Source organism: Pyxidicoccus sp. M15 (assembly GCF_056858435.1).
The window spans coordinates 7,446,591-7,463,548 of record NZ_CM166495.1 but is presented as its reverse complement, the minus strand read 5'-3'; the positions used below and the strand labels follow the sequence as shown (position 1 = coordinate 7,463,548).

At 67.5% G+C, this 16,958-nt stretch carries 11 protein-coding genes; 8 read left to right on the top strand and 3 right to left on the bottom strand.

Going from position 1 to position 16,958, the window contains the following annotated elements:
* Window positions 1-151 precede the first annotated feature (151 nt).
* The 3 genes from ACX9TP_RS27585 to ACX9TP_RS27575 all read left to right on the top strand — a co-directional run bounded on the left by ACX9TP_RS27585 (window position 152) and on the right by ACX9TP_RS27575 (window position 8,211).
* A complete protein-coding gene (locus ACX9TP_RS27585; RefSeq protein ID WP_482973608.1) occupies window positions 152-6,313 on the top strand; it encodes a CARDB domain-containing protein in 6,162 nt (2,053 codons plus the stop codon).
* Between the two features lie 311 nt (window positions 6,314-6,624).
* Window positions 6,625-7,161 (top strand): DUF4833 domain-containing protein, encoded by a 537-nt coding sequence (locus ACX9TP_RS27580; RefSeq protein ID WP_482973607.1) that lies wholly within the window; start codon window positions 6,625-6,627, stop codon window positions 7,159-7,161.
* A gap of 615 nt (window positions 7,162-7,776) precedes the next feature.
* Window positions 7,777-8,211: a tenascin-X gene (locus tag ACX9TP_RS27575; protein ID WP_482973606.1), complete on the top strand. Its 435-nt coding sequence runs from the start codon at window positions 7,777-7,779 to the stop codon at window positions 8,209-8,211.
* 319 nt (window positions 8,212-8,530) lie between these two features.
* Here the strand turns inward: ACX9TP_RS27575 and ACX9TP_RS27570 are convergent, their stop codons facing one another.
* From ACX9TP_RS27570 to ACX9TP_RS27560, 3 genes are all read right to left on the bottom strand, one after another.
* Window positions 8,531-10,003 carry a fibronectin type III domain-containing protein gene (locus ACX9TP_RS27570; protein WP_482973605.1) on the bottom strand — a complete coding sequence of 491 codons (1,473 nt, stop codon included), beginning with the start codon at window positions 10,001-10,003 and terminating at the stop codon, window positions 8,531-8,533.
* Window positions 10,004-10,141: 138 nt separating this feature from the next.
* Window positions 10,142-11,728 (bottom strand): hypothetical protein, encoded by a 1,587-nt coding sequence (locus ACX9TP_RS27565; RefSeq protein WP_482973604.1) that lies wholly within the window; start codon window positions 11,726-11,728, stop codon window positions 10,142-10,144.
* A gap of 49 nt (window positions 11,729-11,777) precedes the next feature.
* Entirely contained in the window at window positions 11,778-12,047 is a 270-nt protein-coding gene (locus ACX9TP_RS27560) for a hypothetical protein (protein WP_482973603.1), read from the bottom strand.
* Window positions 12,048-12,526: 479 nt separating this feature from the next.
* Between ACX9TP_RS27560 and ACX9TP_RS27555 the strand changes: the two genes are divergently transcribed.
* From ACX9TP_RS27555 to ACX9TP_RS27535, 5 genes are all read left to right on the top strand, one after another.
* Window positions 12,527-12,778, top strand: a complete 252-nt coding sequence (locus ACX9TP_RS27555; protein WP_482973602.1) for a sensor histidine kinase — start codon at window positions 12,527-12,529, stop codon at window positions 12,776-12,778.
* Between the two features lie 1,027 nt (window positions 12,779-13,805).
* Window positions 13,806-14,996: a ThiF family adenylyltransferase gene (locus ACX9TP_RS27550; protein WP_482973601.1), complete on the top strand. Its 1,191-nt coding sequence runs from the start codon at window positions 13,806-13,808 to the stop codon at window positions 14,994-14,996.
* A 33-nt stretch (window positions 14,997-15,029) separates the two neighbouring features.
* Window positions 15,030-15,299, top strand: a complete 270-nt coding sequence (locus tag ACX9TP_RS27545) for a ubiquitin family protein (protein ID WP_482973600.1) — start codon at window positions 15,030-15,032, stop codon at window positions 15,297-15,299.
* A 174-nt stretch (window positions 15,300-15,473) separates the two neighbouring features.
* Window positions 15,474-15,911: a hypothetical protein gene (locus ACX9TP_RS27540; RefSeq protein ID WP_482973599.1), complete on the top strand. Its 438-nt coding sequence runs from the start codon at window positions 15,474-15,476 to the stop codon at window positions 15,909-15,911.
* Window positions 15,912-15,915: 4 nt separating this feature from the next.
* Window positions 15,916-16,935 carry an MPN domain-containing protein gene (locus ACX9TP_RS27535; RefSeq protein ID WP_482973598.1) on the top strand — a complete coding sequence of 340 codons (1,020 nt, stop codon included), beginning with the start codon at window positions 15,916-15,918 and terminating at the stop codon, window positions 16,933-16,935.
* Window positions 16,936-16,958: the final 23 nt, after the last annotated feature.

Here is a 16,958-nt window from a genome sequence, read left to right as displayed (position 1 = left end):
TTGCGGACCCAGGGGGCAACCCGCTCCCGGACGCGAGCGGGTCAGGACCGAGGCGGCGGATCGTCCAGGCGGAAAACCTACTTTCCGCTTTCGCGGATAATCCAGCACACTTGTAGGGCTGCAGTAGCGACAGTCCAGGGAGCAGACACGCATGAGACGAAGCATCAGACGAACGGCGGCCGGCGCACTCGCGCTGGCCTCCGTGGCGGTGGGGTGTAGCTCGGGAGATTCCTCCACGGACCCACTGAAGGACGCGAAGCAGGGGCTGGGAGGCCCCGACTTCGTGGTGACGGCACTGAGCGGCCCCACCAGCACGACGCCGGGCAGCTTCTTCAACGCGACGGTGACGGTGTGCAACCGCGGCGACATGGGCGGCGGAACGGAGGTGGCGCTGGTGCTGTCGGATGACAGTAACCTGTCCATCTCCACGGACTTCTGGGGCGCGAGCGAGTACCTGGGCTATCTGCCCGCCGGCGTGTGCGACACGCGCACCGTCCCGGTGAGCCCCGCGCCGTCGGAAGGCGCGTGGTACCTGGGGGCGCTCGCCGACCCCTACGAAATCGAGTTCGAGTCCGACGAGAGCAACAACTCGCGGCTCAGCGGCCCCATGGGCGTGGGTTACGGGCCGGACTTCCTCGTCACCGCAGTGGAGGGCCCCACCAGCGCGCAGTCCGGCCAGAGCCTCGCGGCGCGGGTGACGGTGTGCAACCAGGGCACCAGCCCGGGTGACGCCCAGGTGGAGCTGTACCTGTCCGCCGATGAGTTCATCCAGCCCTCCGGAGGGCCGGGGCCGCAGGAGGACATGTTGGTGGGTGGCGCCGCCTCGGGCTGGCTCTTCCCGGGCCGGTGCGCCACCGTGCAGGTGACGGGCCCGGCCTGGCTGCCGCCCCCGGGCACCGACGGTGCCTACCACCTGGGCGCCGTGGTGGACCCGCAGCACGTGCAGGACGAGCTCATCGAGGACAACAACACCTCGTCCGGCTACCGCATCGGCTTGGGCTACGCGCCCGACTTCGTCGTCACTGCCGTCACCGGACCCGCCAGCGTCCAGGACGCTCAGCCCCTCACCGCGCAGGTGACGGTGTGCAACCAGGGCACCCAGCCGGGTGACGCCCTGGTGGAGCTGTACCTGTCCGAGGATGGCTACATCCAGCCCAACACCGGGCCGGGGCCGATGGAGGACTCCTTCGTGGGCGGCGTCCCCTCGGGCTGGCTGATGCAGGGCCAGTGCGCCACCGTTGCCATCCAGGGCTCGGCCTGGCTGCCGCCCCCGGGCACCGACGGTGCCTACCACCTGGGCGCCGTGGTGGACCCGAACAGCTACCACCCCGAGCTCATCGAGGACAACAACACCTCGTCCGGCTACCGCATCGGCGTGGGCAGCGCGCCCGACTTCGTCGTCACCAGCGTGAAGGGCCCCGCCAGCGTCCAGGACGCTCAGCCCCTCACCGCGCAGGTGACGGTGTGCAACCAGGGCACCCAGTCGGGTGAAGCCCAGGTGGATCTCTACCTGTCCGCCGACGCCACCATCCGGCCTCACACCGGGTCGGGGCCCATGGAGGACTCCATTGTGGGCGGCGTCCCCTCGGGCTGGCTGATGCAGGGCCAGTGCGCCACCGTCCCCATCCAGGGCTCGGCCTGGCTGCCGCCTCCGGGTCTCCAGGGTGCCTACCACCTGGGCGCGGTGGTGGACCCGAACAACAACCACCCGGAGCTCATCGAGGACAACAACACCTCGTCCGGCTACCGCATCGGCGTGGGCAACGCGCCCGACTTCATCGTCACCGGCGTGAAGGGCCCCACCAGCGTCCAGGACGGTCAGCCGCTCACCGCGCAGGTGACGGTGTGCAACCAGGGCACCGTGTCGGGTGAAGCGCTGGTGGAGCTGTACCTGTCCGCCGACGCCACCATCCAGCCCAACACCGGGCCGGGGCCGATGGAAGACTCCTTCGTGGGCGGCGTCCCCTCGGGCTGGCTGATGCAGGGCCAGTGCGCCACCGTTGCCATCCAGGGCTCGGCCTGGTTGCCGCCTCCGGGCCTCCAGGGTGCCTACCACCTGGGCGCCATGGTGGACCCGACCAACAACCGCCCGGAGCTCATCGAGGACAACAACACCTCGTCCGGCTACCGCATCGGCGTGGGCAACGCGTCCGACTTCGTCGTCACCTCCGTCACCGGCCCCGCCAGCGTCCAGGACGGCCAGCCCCTCACCGCACAGGTGACGGTGTGCAACCAGGGCACCCAGTCGGGTGACGCCCAGGTGGAGCTGTACCTGTCCGCCGATGCCATCATCCGGCCCTATACCGGGTCGGGGCCCATGGAGGACTTCGTTGTGGGCAACGTCCCCTCGGGTTGGCTGATGCAGGGCCGGTGCGCCACCGTTGCCATCCAGGGCTCGGCCTGGCTGCCGCCTCCGGGACTCCATGGTGCCTATCACCTGGGTGCCGTGGTGGACCCGACGAACAACCGACCGGAGCTCATCGAGGACAACAACACCTCGTCCGGCTACCGCATCGGCGTGGGCAACGCGCCCGACTTCGTCATCACCGGTGTGAAGGGTCCCACCAGCGTCCAGGACGCGCAGCCGCTCACCGCGCAGGTGACGGTGTGCAACCAGGGCACCCAGTCGGGTGACGCCCTGGTGGAGCTGTACCTGTCCGCCGACGCCACCATCCGGACCAACACCGGGCCGGGGCCGATGGAAGACTCCTTCGTGGGCGGCGTCCCCTCGGGCTGGCTGATGCAGGGCCAGTGCGCCACTGTTGCCATCCAGGGCTCGGCCTGGCTGCCGCCTCCGGGCTTCCATGGTGCCTACCACCTGGGCGCGGTGGTGGACCCGAACAACAACCGCCCGGAGCTCATCGAGGACAACAACACCTCGTCCGGCTACCGCATCGGTGTGGGCAACGCGCCCGACTTCGTCATCACCAGCGTGAAGGGCCCCGCCAGCGTCCAGGACGGTCAGCCCCTCACCGCGCAGGTGACGGTCTGCAACCAGGGTACCCAGTCGGGTGACGCCCAGGTGGATCTCTACCTGTCCGCCGACGCCACCATCCGGCCCCATACCGGGTCGGGGCCGATGGAGGACTCCATTGTGGGCGGCGTCCCCTCGGACATGCTCTTCCCGGGCCGGTGCGCCACCGTTGCCATCCAGGGGTCGGCCTGGCTGCCGCCTCCGGGTCTCCAGGGTGCCTACCACCTGGGTGCCGTGGTGGACCCGAACAACAACCGCCCGGAGCTCATCGAGGACAACAACACCTCGTCCGGCTACCGCATCGGTGTGGGCAACGCGCCCGACTTCGTCGTCACGTCTGTCACCGGACCCGCCAGCATCCAGGATGGTCAGCCGCTCACCGCACAGGTGACGGTGTGCAACCAGGGCACCCAGTCGGGTGAAGCGCTGGTGGAGCTGTACCTGTCCGCCGACGCCACCATCCAGCCCAACACCGGGTCGGGGCCGATAGAGGACGCCTTCGTGGGCGGCGTCCCCTCGGGCTGGCTGATGCAGGGCCGGTGCGCCACCGTCCCCATCCAGGGCTCGGCCTGGCTGCCGCCTCCGGGCCTCCAGGGTGCCTACCACCTGGGCGCCGTGGTGGACCCGACGAACAACCGCCCGGAGCTCATCGAGGACAACAACACCTCGTCCGGCTACCGCATCGGCGTGGGCAACGCGCCCGACTTCGTCGTCACCTCCGTCACCGGGCCCGCCAGCATCCAGGACGGTCAGCCCCTCACCGCGCAGGTGACGGTGTGCAACCAGGGCACCCAGTCGGGTGACGCCCTGGTGGAGCTGTACCTGTCCGCCGATGCCACCATCCGGCCCCATACCGGGCCGGGGCCGATGGAGGACTCCGTTGTGGGCGGCGTCCCCTCGGGCTGGCTGATGCAGGGCCGGTGCGCCACCGTTGCCATCCAGGGCTCGGCCTGGCTGCCGCCGCCGGGACTTCAGGGTGCCTATCACCTGGGTGCCGTGGTGGACCCGATGAACAACCGCCCGGAGCTCATCGAGGACAACAACACCTCGTCCGGCTACCGCATCGGCGTGGGCAACGCGCCCGACTTCGTCATCACCGGCGTGAAGGGTCCCACCAGCGTCCAGGACGGCCAGCCGCTCACCGCGCAGGTGACGGTGTGCAACCAGGGCACCCAGTCGGGTGACGCCCTGGTGGAGCTGTACCTGTCCGCCGACGCCACCATCCGGACCAACACCGGACCGGGGCCGATAGAGGACGCCTTCGTGGGCGGCGTCCCCTCGGGCTGGCTGATGCAGGGCCAGTGCGCCACCGTCCCCATCCAGGGCTCGGCCTGGCTGCCGCCTCCGAGCCTCCAGGGTGCCTACCACCTGGGCGCGGTGGTGGACCCGAACAACAACCGCCCGGAGCTCATCGAGGACAACAACACCTCGTCCGGCTACCGCATCGGTGTGGGCAACGCGCCCGACTTCGTCGTCACGTCCGTCACCGGGCCCGCCAGCGTCCAGGACGGTCAGCCGCTCACCGCGCAGGTGACGGTGTGCAACCAGGGCACCCAGTCGGGTGACGCCCAGGTGGATCTCTACCTGTCCGTCGACGCCACCATCCGGCCCCATACCGGGTCGGGGCCGATGGAGGACTCCATTGTGGGCGGCGTCCCCTCGGGCTGGCTGATGCAGGGCCAGTGCGCCACCGTCCCCATCCAGGGCTCGGCCTGGCTGCCGCCTCCGGGACTCCAGGGTGCCTACCACCTGGGCGCGGTGGTGGACCCGAACAACAACCGCCCGGAGCTCATCGAGGACAACAACACCTCGTCCGGCTACCGCATCGGCGTGGGCAACGCGCCCGACTTCATCGTCACCGCCGTGAAGGGCCCCACCAGCGTCCAGGACGGTCAGCCGCTCACCGCGCAGGTGACGGTGTGCAACCAGGGCACCCAGTCGGGTGACGCCCTGGTGGAGCTCTACCTGTCCGCCGACGCCACCATCCGGACCAACACCGGGCCGGGGCCGATGGAAGACTCCTTCGTGGGCGGCGTCCCCTCGGGCTGGCTGATGCAGGGCCAGTGCGCCACCGTCCCCATCCAGGGTTCAGCCTGGCTGCCGCCTCCGGGTCTCCAGGGTGCCTACCACCTGGGTGCCGTGGTGGACCCGACGAACAACCGCCCGGAGCTCATCGAGGACAACAACACCTCGTCCGGCTACCGCATCGGCGTGGGCAGTGCGCCCGACTTCGTCATCACCTCCGTCACCGGCCCCTACAGCGTCAAGCCCAACACGTCCTTCAGCGCGAGCGTCGTCTTCTGCAACCGCGGCCAGCAGAGCGGCACCGTGGACGTGGACCTGTACCTGTCCGCGGACAGCGTCATCCGGCCGCCAGCGCCTCCGCTGCCGCCCGAGGACTTCTATCTGGGGACGGTGCCGGGGGTGACGCTCAGCGCCGGCCAGTGCGTCAGCAGGAGCGTGAGCGCCACGTCGCCCGTGGTGATGGACGGCGCGTACCACCTGGGAGCGATGGCGGACCCCCGCAACAACTCCCTGGAGCTCATCGAGGACAACAACCTCCTTACGGGCAACCGCATTGGCGTGGGCAACCTGCCGGACTTCGTCGTCACGTCCGTCACCGGGCCGTCCAGCGTCAGGCAGGGCAACACGTTCAGCACCAGCGTCACCGTGTGCAACCGGGGGCAGCTGAGCGGCCCCGTGGACGTGGACGTGTACCTGTCCTCGGACAACACCATCCGTCCGCCGGCTGCGCCCCTGCCGCCCGAGGACTTCTACCTGGGCACGGTGACGGGCTTCTCGCTCAACGTGGGCCTGTGCGCGAGCAGGACGCTGACCGTGACGGCGCCGTCGGTTCCTGACGGAGCCTGGTTCCTGGGCGCGGTGGCGGACCCCACCGGCAGCCGCGCGGAGCTCATCGAGGACAACAACACCCTGGCGGTCAGCCGCATCGGCGTGGGCATCAAGCCGGACCTGGTCATCACCTCGGTGACCTCCGCCTCCAGCGTGCGGCTGGGGGCGGCGTTCACCGTCAGCTTCACGGTGTGCAACCGGGGGCAGACCGCGGCCGTCACGGACGTGGACCTCTTCTTCTCCTCGGACAACGTCATCCGCCCGCCGGTGCCGCCACTGCCGCCCGAGGACCCCTACCTGGGCAATGTGACGGGGGTGTCGCTCAACGCGGGCCAGTGCGTCACCCGCTCCCGCTCGGTGAACGCCAACGCGCCGACCAACGGCTCCTGGTACGTGGGTGCCTCGGCGGACACGTACGGGGCCATCTCCGAGTTCATCGAGGACAACAACACCCTGGCGGGTACGCTCGTCTCCGTCACGCCCTGACGGACAGTCAGCTCCCCAGGTCACGGCCCGGCCCGCGGCGCCCCTCGCACAGGGGCGCCGCGCGCGCCGGGCCGCGCTGTTTCCGGAACCCTTGGCGAGCATGGGGCGGCCCCGCTGCCGCCGAGCCAGGGATGGCGCCCTGAGCCGGTTTCCGCGCTCTACGTCCCCTCGGCGTGAAGATGCCGGCCATCCTCGTGGAGACGGCCTTCCTGTTCAGGGCGAGTGACAGTTCCAGGGGGCTGGGGTGTTTGACATCCCGATACGGCCCCACGGGCGACCGCCGTCATTCCGCCATGAAAGGGGGGACCTCCATGTTTCCTGAATCCGGGCTCAGCAACCTCGCCGCCATCGCGCTGATGACCGTCGCGACCCTGGCCTCCGCGGCCGGGGCGCCCCTCCCATCGCAGTCCGCCTTCTTCCTGTCCCGCAGCGAGAACCGGAACCAGGTCCACTACGCCCTGCGCCTGGACGAGGCCTGCCGCCCCGTGGGGACACATCCCGTGCAGGTGTACTGGCGAATGTTGGAGCGCGGGGAGTCGGAGGTGGAGGAGCTGCTGGGGGTCGAGCAACCCGTGTACGGACTGGAGGGCCCGCAGCCGGTCGACGCCACCGCGGAGGGCTGGCGAGTGCGGGTGCGCCTGCGGGCCTTTCCCTCGCGCCCCATCGACATCACCACCGTGCGGGTCGACGGCGAATGCCAGGTCCAGGCGTGGACGAAGCTGGGCAACAGCGTCTCCCGACTGGAGCACGTCTTCGTGAAGACGTCCTGGCCCTTCTCGGTCGACTTCGTGCGGCTGGATGGCGTGGGTCCGGAAGGGCAGCCAGTCCATGAGCTGATTCGCGGGTGAGGTGAGATTCCTTACAGTTCTACAGGTGCAACTCCATGGCGGAATGGGCGCATATCGTGATTCGATACCGCTCAACCCCTCAAGGAGAGACACGCCATGAAGAGCTTCCTGGGTGTGCTGACGGTGCTCGTCGTCCCGGTGCTGGTGGCCTGTGGTGGATTGGAACCTGTCGAGGCGCCGGAGCTGGGGCAGGAGTCGAGCGCCCTCGTCACGTGCTCACTGACCTGTCCGAATGGCTCGACGGTGTCTTGTGAGGGGAACACCTGTTCGGTGCATGCGGACTCCGTCGAGTGCGATGGCCTCCACAACATCTGCTTCACGCCCACCCCCATCTGTACACTGACCAATCGCTGCAGCAGGCTCGCGGGGACCCCGTGCTCGCCCGTTGGAGGGTCGCGGAGCTGCTGTCTGCCGGGCCACCCCAATCCCAATTGCTACTGCACGCCCCTTGGCATCTGGGCCTGCAGCGCGTTGTGACGCGGCCGGTGCGCCACCACGCCCCCATCCGCGCACCGGCTTCACCCGCACGGTGTCCGCGAGGACGCAGGTGATTGGCTGTGCCTGAGAGTAAAATCCTGGCAGCCTGCGGGAGAAACCCTCTTGAAGGAGCACGGCATGATGAAGCGAGTCCTGATGACCCTGGTGGTGGGCCTGTGCGTGGGCGCGTGTGGCGGAGTGATGACGGGCGAGGAGCCGGTGGCGGAGGAAACGCCGTTGGAGCAGGCAGGCCAGCCGGCGCGCTGTGGCTTCTGCGGCGACGACTACTGCTGTCCGGGAGTCGAAACGAGCGCCACCTGCCCGAACGACTGCGGGCAGCCCTTCTGCGGTGATGGCGTCTGCAATACCAACGAGTCCAGCGCCACCTGCCCCAGCGACTGCGGTCCCGCGTATGTCTGCGGTGACGGTGTCTGCAACGGGGGAGAGACTGGCGGCACCTGCCCTGCCGACTGCGGCGCTCAGCCCTACTGTGGCGACGGCATCTGCAGCACCGGGGAGGGCAACATCAGCTGCCCCGCCGATTGCCCCTGCGGACTGGGGAAGTGCTGGTAGACGCACGGAGTCTGCGCCCGGGGCCCGGAAGCTCGGAGCCCGGGGCGCTCCAGCCTGATGCGCCTTCACGGGTTCGCGCGCAGGATGGCCCACTCGTCCTTCTGGAACGTGATGCGCGCCTCGTGCAGCACGTCCGGAGCGAAGAGTGCATCCGCGTTCCTCTCCGGCTCGGCGGGCCCCGCCACCACCGCGCCTCGCCCCCGACCGGGCGGGACCGCGACTCGAAGACCGGGCCCTGCCAGGGGCTCGGGCGTCCACTGCGGACCCGGGCGCAAGCGGGGCGACTTCGCTTGCGCCCGTTCCTCCCGGCGCGGCGCACTCAGGGCGTGCGAAGGATGCCCGTGAAGGCGTACGCGTAGGCGTTGGGGAAGTCCTGGCGGAAGAGGTACCTGCCCAGGTCCACGTTCCCCTCGCGCAGGGAGCGGATGCGCACCACGTACGTCGCTCCCGGAACGAGGGCGCCCGGCGGCACCGTCAGCTCCCGCGAGGTGGTCCGGAAGGAGACCGCGCCCTGGGTCCGGGTGCGCGTGCCGTCCTCGACCACCCGGAAGAACGTCACCGTGTAGTCGCCAGGGCGGCCCACCGCCGGCGGGGACCAGCGCAGCGTGGGCGTCAGCGAGCCGAGCACCTGGTCCTCGTCGGCGGACACGCCATCCACCCGCACGTCACGCACCGGGCTCATCAGGGGCTCGATGCGCTGGTACGCGGACCCGGACAGCTCGGCGGTCGACCCGATGACGCCCGTCGTCACCCACGGCTGCGTCCCATTGAGGGAGTACGAGACGGTGCTGTAGCTCGAGACGGCGAGCACGAGCGGCCAGTCTCGCGGGTACGGGTTGCCGTAGGTCATGGGCACCGGATGCCCCTCCTTCAGCGGCGCGGCCAGCACGTCCGGGATGGCGCTCGCGTAGTACCCGTGCTTCGCCGTATAGGGCGCGACGCTCACCGTGAGAAAGGGCGCGAGGGACGCCGAGGGCACGGCGCGGGGGTGGACGTCGGCACGGTGGACGTCGTAGCTCGCCGCCCGGTAGTCGTAGGCGAGCAGCTCCCGCTGGGGCACGTCCTGGAAGCTCCCGTGGAGGGCCGTCTCCTGGCCCGGCACCATCGTGAAGGGCAGGGGACGGAAGACCTGCGTCACCGCCTGGTAGGACTTCGTCCCGGACACCTTCGCCGACAGCCGCGTCACCAGGGCCGTGTCGCCCTTCGTCCCGTCGATGAGCGTCCCGAAGGGCTGGGTGGAGAAGTCCACCAGCGCGCCTTCCAGGCGGGTGTCCCCCTCCGCTGGAGCCCCCACTTCGAAGGAGTCCTGCACGTCGAACAGCGCGGTGGCGGCCCCTCCGGAGAAGAGCTGGAGGCTGTCACCCGCTCGCCATGGCGTCAGGCGGTCCACGTTGAAGGTGAGCGCCGTGGGCTCGGAGGGCGCGGCCGCGTCCGGACGCCCGAGGTACTCCCGGCTCAGGTCCAGCTCGCGCTCGGTGCCGACGACGTAGAAGTCGCCCACCCACAGCGCGTACGTGGCGCCCCTGGGCACACCCGCGACGGTGAAGGTGCCGTTCGCGGCCCCCTGGCCCTCGTAGTACGCGAAGCCGCTCCCCGTCTGGACCCACGCGTAGATGGAGACCGCGGACAGGTCCTGGGGAAGCTCCACCCGCTCCCTGTCCTTCAGGTAGATGGAAAAGCGACGGCCTCGGATGCCGGACTGCTCCCTCGACGTCTCCGGATGGGAGCCTTCCACCTCCGCCCCCACGGCGTACGCGGGTGCGGCGGAGAGGAACAACAGGCCGGCGGCCATGACACCACTGCATGAGCGAGCTCTTCGGTTCATATGCGGCCGGAACGCAAGGCGGTTCGCCGCATATCCGTCCCCCCGGAAAGTGGTTGCCGGGTGATGCCCAGTCACGGGCCCTGGGGGCGTCGGGCGGCTGCCGGCTCACCGGCCGCGCGAGCAGTCCGCCACTTCGGGAGAGAAGTGCAGCCGCACGTCGCCGTCCCGCTCCAGCAGGAACCGGTAGGTCCCCGCATGCAGGTACTGGACTGGCGACAGCGTCCACATCATGAGCGCCCGCGCCGTGGTTCCACGGGCCGGAAGGATGGCCAGCTCCGGTTGCCTGGAGACTGGCTGCAGCGTGCCGAAGGTGAGCGCCTGCACGCGAGGCGGCGGCGCCTCGGGATCCTCCGCCATCCGGAGGTCTGCCCAGCCCAGTCCCGGGGCTGCCTGCTCCTCCGCCTCGACGGTGACACACGCGGGCCGCGCTCCTCGGGCCCCGAGCTCCGGCGTGAGGGTGACGGTGGTCCCCTGGTCGCTCGCGGAGTGGAAGTACCTGGAAGCGCGAAGCTGGTAGCGATGACCGGGGAGCAGCGGCACCCAGTCCTCGCGTGTATGGACACCGTCCATGTCCTTCCAGCGCATCCACAGCCGCACGGCACGCGAGGGCGGAACATCGACGGTACGGGTGGTGACGCCCTGGAAGGACGGCGTGGGGCAGCCAGGGCACAGGATGCGCCGGTCATCGAGCCAGACCTCCTCGAGGGCGCCTTCCATGCGCTCATTCCCAGCGGGCACGATGCGCAGCTCGGCCTGCCCGATGGACGGACCGGGCCTGGGCGGCGGGCGCAGGCGAGCGGCCCACGCGCGTCGCAGGGGCACCCAGAGAGGCTCGACGCCAGTGTCCACCTTGACCCGGGATAGCGCTTCGAGCCTCCGCGCCTGCTCCGCGCGCTTCGGGTCCCTCGGGTCCAGCGGGTCGTTCAGGTCACGGCTGATCAGCTCGAGGACGAGCTGTCGCCAGGCGGGCGAGACCTGCTCCGGCGGAGGCGCTTGCAGGAGCTTTTCCCACGCGAGCCCGAGACTCAGGAGTGAGTCGACGAAATCGTCGTGGGCAGGGAGGAAGTCGGGGTCAGGTCGTTCGAGGAGCGCGATGGCGTCGCGCGACGGCCCGAGCAGGATGCGGATGTCCGCCGGGGCATTGGAGCCAGGGAGCGGAGGCTGGGGAACAGAGAGGATTCGCCGTGCCTGGGGCTCGTCCTCGCTGTAGTGCAGCGCCCGGGCCTCCCAGGTGACGTCCAGCACGGGGATGCCCGCGTTCTTCACCCGGGCGCGAAGTCGCAGCGGCGGGTCTTCCATCATCAAGCTGAGCAGCCTGGGCGAGTCCGGGTCCGTGGTGAGAGACACGGGGATGCAGGCAAACCCCTTTCGCCTCAGCACCGCAGGGGAGAGCGTCATCGTCAGCTCGCCCGTCAATGGCGGCGGCAGTGACAGCGGCGCGCGGAAGCCAGGGGGCTTGCCAGCCAGCGAGTGGACGGCGACGAAGGACGGCTCCATCCCGTCGTCGTAGCCGGCCCCCGACGCGTCCTGACGGTAGGAGGCTCCCGCGAACCATCCCCGCCAGAACGGGTGGCGAAGGAGAGCCTCCTCGTCGATCCGCTGGAAGGAAACCCGCTCCTCACACGGCGCCAGGGCCTCCTTCGCGGGAGGCTCTGTGGCCAGGAGGGCCAGCAGCAGGACACGGGCAAGCATTCAGGCCTCCAGCAGGCGAACACGTCCAACGCACCGTGTCCACCGCGATTCAAACCTCAAGGAAGCAGTTCCACCTTCGCGCAATCCTGTCGCAGGTACACGTGTGCCGCCCGGAGTCGTCGCAGCAGTACGTCGTGGTCTGGTACATCGCCTCACAGCGAACGTTATGCACGTCCCGGCAGAAAGGGTCATTCTCTACGCACAGCTCCATGGCGCTGTGCGTGTCCTCCTCCGCTCCGGCGGGTGGCGCTTCCTCCAACACTCCGCCACACGCCGACAGCCCGAGTGTGAACAACAACGCCGCGAGGGTACGCCGCATGGGTGCCTCCTGAGCACGTGAGTCCTGGAGGATGGCTACCGCATCTGGCACACCTCCGCCATGGGCGGCGACCCGGTGTGGGCGACATTGAACGGCCAGCAGAGTGGCCTGTTCGGGTACACCGCCGCCCCCATCACCCCCGATACCGAGCACTCGGACCAGGGTGCCCCAGGTCGCGGATTCGCACGCCCGAGATGGGATGAGCCGTCATCCAAGACGTTGTGATCCTCTACCTGGCTCGTCACACGCGTGAAAGGCCGCACGGTGAGCGGCCTGTTCCAGGGGCTACCGGAGTCGGCCCGGCGTCGGGCCCACGCTCGTGTCCGTGTCCAAACAGGGGGTGTGGACGACGAATGCCCAGGGCGCCATCGTCCGGACGTGCTCCACCTGGGGTGGCTACACCGGGCAGCAGATGGAGCAATACGCGGGTTGGGGATGGCTCTCCGCCATCCATCCTGAAGTACGGCGCCGGGACGCCGGTGGACATCCAGCTCTCCGGAGACGAGGCCCACGTGCGCATCGTCGTGAAGGACGCGGGCATTGGCATCGCCCCCGAGTACCTCGGCCTCGTCTTCGAGCTCTTCGGGCGCGCGGTGAGCGATCGCCACTACGGCGGGCCTGGCCTCGGGCTCTACATCACCCGGCGGATTGTCGAGTCCCACGGCGGCGAGGTCTGGGTGGACAGCAGCCCCGGACAAGGCAGCCGCTTCGAGGTCGTCCTGCCGCGCTGAGGCTCCGGGGGCTCCCCCGAGCCTCTCAGCAGCAGGCTCCCTCAAGCAGGTGCGGTGCCTGGGCCGGAGGAGGAGAGCCCCGCCTGTGCCGCGACGGTGGAGGAGCCGAGGAAGGAGAGCACACCCTGGTTGGACCAGGCCGGGCTGCTGGGCTGGGCAGGTGTGTGTCTGCTGGAGATGAAAGGCTTCTGCGCCGGCTCGGCGTGCGGCTCATGGGCTCCCGTCAGCGTCTCTCACCTCCCGCTCAGCTCCCACCCGCTACGCCCAAGAGGGTTCCTGTCCTTCCTATGCTCCGCCCGGAAACAGCGACACGTACGTCAACCCGACGAACCCGGCGGACACCACGCTGTCCGCGGGGGACCCGCCACACCTTGAGCACGGTAGTGGCCGCGAAGGGGTGACAGCTGGCACTGCCAACGCGGTGGTCCCCGGTTGAACGACAGGGCTCGAGCGTCTCACCTGGGTTGGCTGTGGTGATGAATGCCCACTCAAACCGCACTGACGACTTCAAGACAGTGGAACTCCCAGTAATCAGACGATTACCTGCGCCGCCTCCACATTCAGGGCCCTTAGGCGTGCATAAAATGATGGCGCCATTAAAATAAGACTGACAGATGGGCGCCACAGTCCGCTCCCATCGATCGTGAGTGAGGCTTCGAAATGCTCGCGCCACATTGGTCTCCGGAGTTTCGGACCATGGCAGAGCTCGGCCAGGGGAATTGGGATTGATCCTGCTTGTCGCAATCCTTGCCACTGTAGCGGGCCTCGCACTCTGGGGTCTGCTCCTCAACAGACATCCAAGCCCACCTCCATCGCCGCCACTTCCAGGCGACAACGAGTTCAACGAACTGTTCGGTCAGCCGATCGTACATAGCAGCGTGACTGATCTTCACTCTCGCGACGAGAGTAGCCCCTTTGGGAGCACCGAAGTCCCGCAGGTCGCATTGTGCAAATCCACCGGGGAGGAATGCACGCAGTACAGGACGCATTGCGCATACAGGGGGTGCATGCGCAAGGAGAATTGACAATGAGCATCGACGTACGCCTCAACGAGCCATTCTCTCGCGAGCGTCTGGCGGGGTATTCACCCGAGATCCTGGAACGCAAACTGCTGCTGTTGGGGGCTGGGGCACTGGGTTCCGCGCTCGCGCACCAATTCACGATGTGGGGCTTCTCTCAAGCCACAATCGTGGACTTCGACACCTATGAGCGCTCCAACCTCACGCGCACACTCGACTTCCCTCATCGACGGATACGGCAGGGACACGCTTGTTATAAATCGCAGGAAGTCGCCAGGAACTGGCAGCGCCGCCTGCGGAACGCCGGCACTTCATCCGACCGCATCAAAGCCGTTGTTTCCTATGTGCAGGAATTGGCTCCGCGGGAATGGCGCAACGCCGACATCGTTGTTGCCGCGGTCGATCATCCTCGCGCCCGGCACGATGCCGCCATGCTCTCCAGACGCTATGGCAAGCCGCTCGTCATCGGCGGGTTCGACGCTCTCTCCAAGAGCGTCATGGTTCAAAGCTTTCCTGGCACCAGCGACAGTCCCTGCTACGCGTGCTGTCGCGGGAACACACCGGAGTATGCCGCCTCGGACATCTCCTGCACCGCGGAAGGCGCACGAGCGCGTGAAGCAAGAAAGATTCCGGCGACTCCGACTCTGGCTGCGCTGACGGCATCCTTGATGGTCCAGCAGGTTGTCGATTGGCTCTCCAACGACGGCGAGCCCATGGCTGCAACCACCGTACGAATCGACCATGCGGTGCCTTCGGGAATGCCGCTGGGCACTCGCAATGGCATTACTCGAGTACCCGATTGTCCGCATCATGCGACCAACGCCCCTCTCCCGGTTCAACTCGTGGGAACTCGCATTGATGTCGTATTGCAAGAGTTGGAGCGCCAATTTCCAGCCGTCGCCGTCCCGCTGAATGCCCGCTTTCCTGTCTACGTTCCGGATGGAGCGAGCTTGAAGCGCGTCGCGCTGCCTCCATGGAGATGCCCAAGCCAATTCACCCCAGCTCTCTTCCCGGAGGCCCCACCGGACATGAACCCCCTCGCTCTTGATGAAGTCAATCTGACGGTGGTCACCAAACACAATCTAGGTGGATTGCCTCCGGAATATTTTGGCCTGCAACCAGGCGCCATTTTCAATCTGATGCACGCAGAACGCACAACTGTTACGGCAATGTGGTCCCCCACGGAGGCTGGCACGTAGCCATCAGCAATGTCCCGACCATTTGAGGAACCGATGATCATCAATCAGCCAATAATCGTAAAGGTGCGGCATCCGGACAGTGGGGCATTTGTACGCGTGCCCATCAAGGCTCCCGAGCGGGCGACCGTGGCGAAGTTGCTGGAATTTCTTCAGCACTCGAAAGCCATTCCTCCCGAGGACCCTCAGCGACCCTATCTGGTTTCCAGCCAGGGCATGACACTGGCTCCCAACCTGTCCCTGCATGCCCAGAACATCCGGGATGGTTCCGAGATCGTCTTTCAACGTGAAGGGTACGCCGCGTAATCGGAGGTAGCCGTGCACAACGCGAAACAGGAAAGCCGCAGGACCCTGGACTTCTGGACCATGGAGGCTTCGTTTAGCAAGACACGGCACCCTTGTGTGGTTGCATGGCGTGCATTCGCATCGGTCGCATTGGCGGATTGCGGCTCGCCCACACGGAACCCAGCGGAGGCACGTGTGTACGAAGTGGAGTACAGAATCCCCTCTCCGAAGAGTGCCAACGCCTATCACGAACGGTGGGTCGCGAGAATCGATGCCTCGGCCCCTCGGTTCCCCTACGAATCACCGACAGCCCAATTCCTGGGGCGACCCGTTCCCTGGCTCCCGCATGTGGGGCCTTTCGGGCAGGTTTGTCTCGGCACGGTCTGGGAAGCGAACCGGGTCCTGGCTGAGTTGGTGGCGGACCTCCTCAAGATTCTCAACTTCGATGAGTCTCTTGAAAAGCTGCGAAAGGCCGATCGGCATTTCAACGCCGAATCGATTGGCTGGTGGGAGAAGACACACGGAGCGCGTCCCATCAACAGCATCGCCTATCCGGTGATCATCCCGAGCAAGGGCGAGGGCCACCCACCGGACGACATTGACGACCTCTTTGGGCCGATCAGCGGCACGTGAACGATTGGCCGCAGCCTCCGAGCGCACGATGAATGGCTCAAGTCATGATGCTGAAAGCAACCCGGATGATTCCAGCCTGTTCGGGCCAATAGTCCGGCAGAGGGGACGCTCCCGCGATGCGCTCTTGGGGAACTCCGCCTACCTCCATCGGGACCTGGGAAAGCGGAAGGTCTACATCCGGAAGGAAGCCCTTGACCAGATGATGGCGCTTGGCAGGGAATATGGCAGCGATTCCCAGACTTCCGTGGAGATCTCCTTCCTGTGTCTCGGGCGCAAGGCGCAGGACGACGAAGGGGAGTACACCATCATCGAGAAACTGCCCTTCATCGCCAAAGGAGAGCGAGCGACGGTCAAACTGCCAATCGAGGCCAAGGAGCGCGCACGAAGGGGAGCCGCAGCGCTGGATGTCGTTGGCTGGGCCCATACCCACCCTGGATTCGGGGTGTTCTTCTCGGATCCGGATCTCCGCACCTGCGCTGACTTTGGCGATGACGCAGTGAACCTGGTCTATGACCCCATTCGCAGCGAAATGGGGTTCGCGCTATCGACAAAGATGTTGATCTTCGAGCCGGTGTCACGAGTCAGCGGAGAACCCCAGACGCCCCCCTGTGACCCCGTCGATTTCTCATCGCCGGCCACGAGCCTTGTGGAAGGCGCCCTTGCGCAGATGCACGGCCCGCTCTCCGGGCAAAGAGGGTCCGGACCACAGCGCGGACTCGTTGAGGAAGAAGTCCCTCGGAAGGCATCCCTGCTCCCGCTTCTTGTGGCGATGGGGATTGTTGGCTGTATGGGCCTGGTCGGAGTGCTCCTCTGGGAGACCGAGGAACTACGTGGCGACCTTCGGGGGAACGCGGAGTCTCTGCGGGAAGTCAGCGCGCTCATGACCCATGTTGCATATGAAGTAAGTGCCCTCCAGGCTCGGACACCCTCAGCGCCACTCTGTACCGACCTCTGGCAACCCGGCCAACCGCCGGGCACCGACGAGCCCTACAAGGTGACCAGCCCCACCTCGAGCACGCAGTAAGTGACTTCTCCGGACACCACAGC

Coding starts and splice junctions, on each gene's coding strand:
- ACX9TP_RS27570 (WP_482973605.1), bottom strand. CDS start 10,003: ATGGCCGCCGGCCTGTTGTTCCTCTCCGCCGCACCCGCGTACGCCGTG.
- ACX9TP_RS27580 (WP_482973607.1), top strand. CDS start 6,625: ATGTTTCCTGAATCCGGGCTCAGCAACCTCGCCGCCATCGCGCTGATG.
- ACX9TP_RS27545 (WP_482973600.1), top strand. CDS start 15,030: ATGATCATCAATCAGCCAATAATCGTAAAGGTGCGGCATCCGGACAGT.
- ACX9TP_RS27585 (WP_482973608.1), top strand. CDS start 152: ATGAGACGAAGCATCAGACGAACGGCGGCCGGCGCACTCGCGCTGGCC.
- ACX9TP_RS27560 (WP_482973603.1), bottom strand. CDS start 12,047: ATGCGGCGTACCCTCGCGGCGTTGTTGTTCACACTCGGGCTGTCGGCG.
- ACX9TP_RS27550 (WP_482973601.1), top strand. CDS start 13,806: ATGAGCATCGACGTACGCCTCAACGAGCCATTCTCTCGCGAGCGTCTG.
- ACX9TP_RS27575 (WP_482973606.1), top strand. CDS start 7,777: ATGATGAAGCGAGTCCTGATGACCCTGGTGGTGGGCCTGTGCGTGGGC.
- ACX9TP_RS27565 (WP_482973604.1), bottom strand. CDS start 11,728: ATGCTTGCCCGTGTCCTGCTGCTGGCCCTCCTGGCCACAGAGCCTCCC.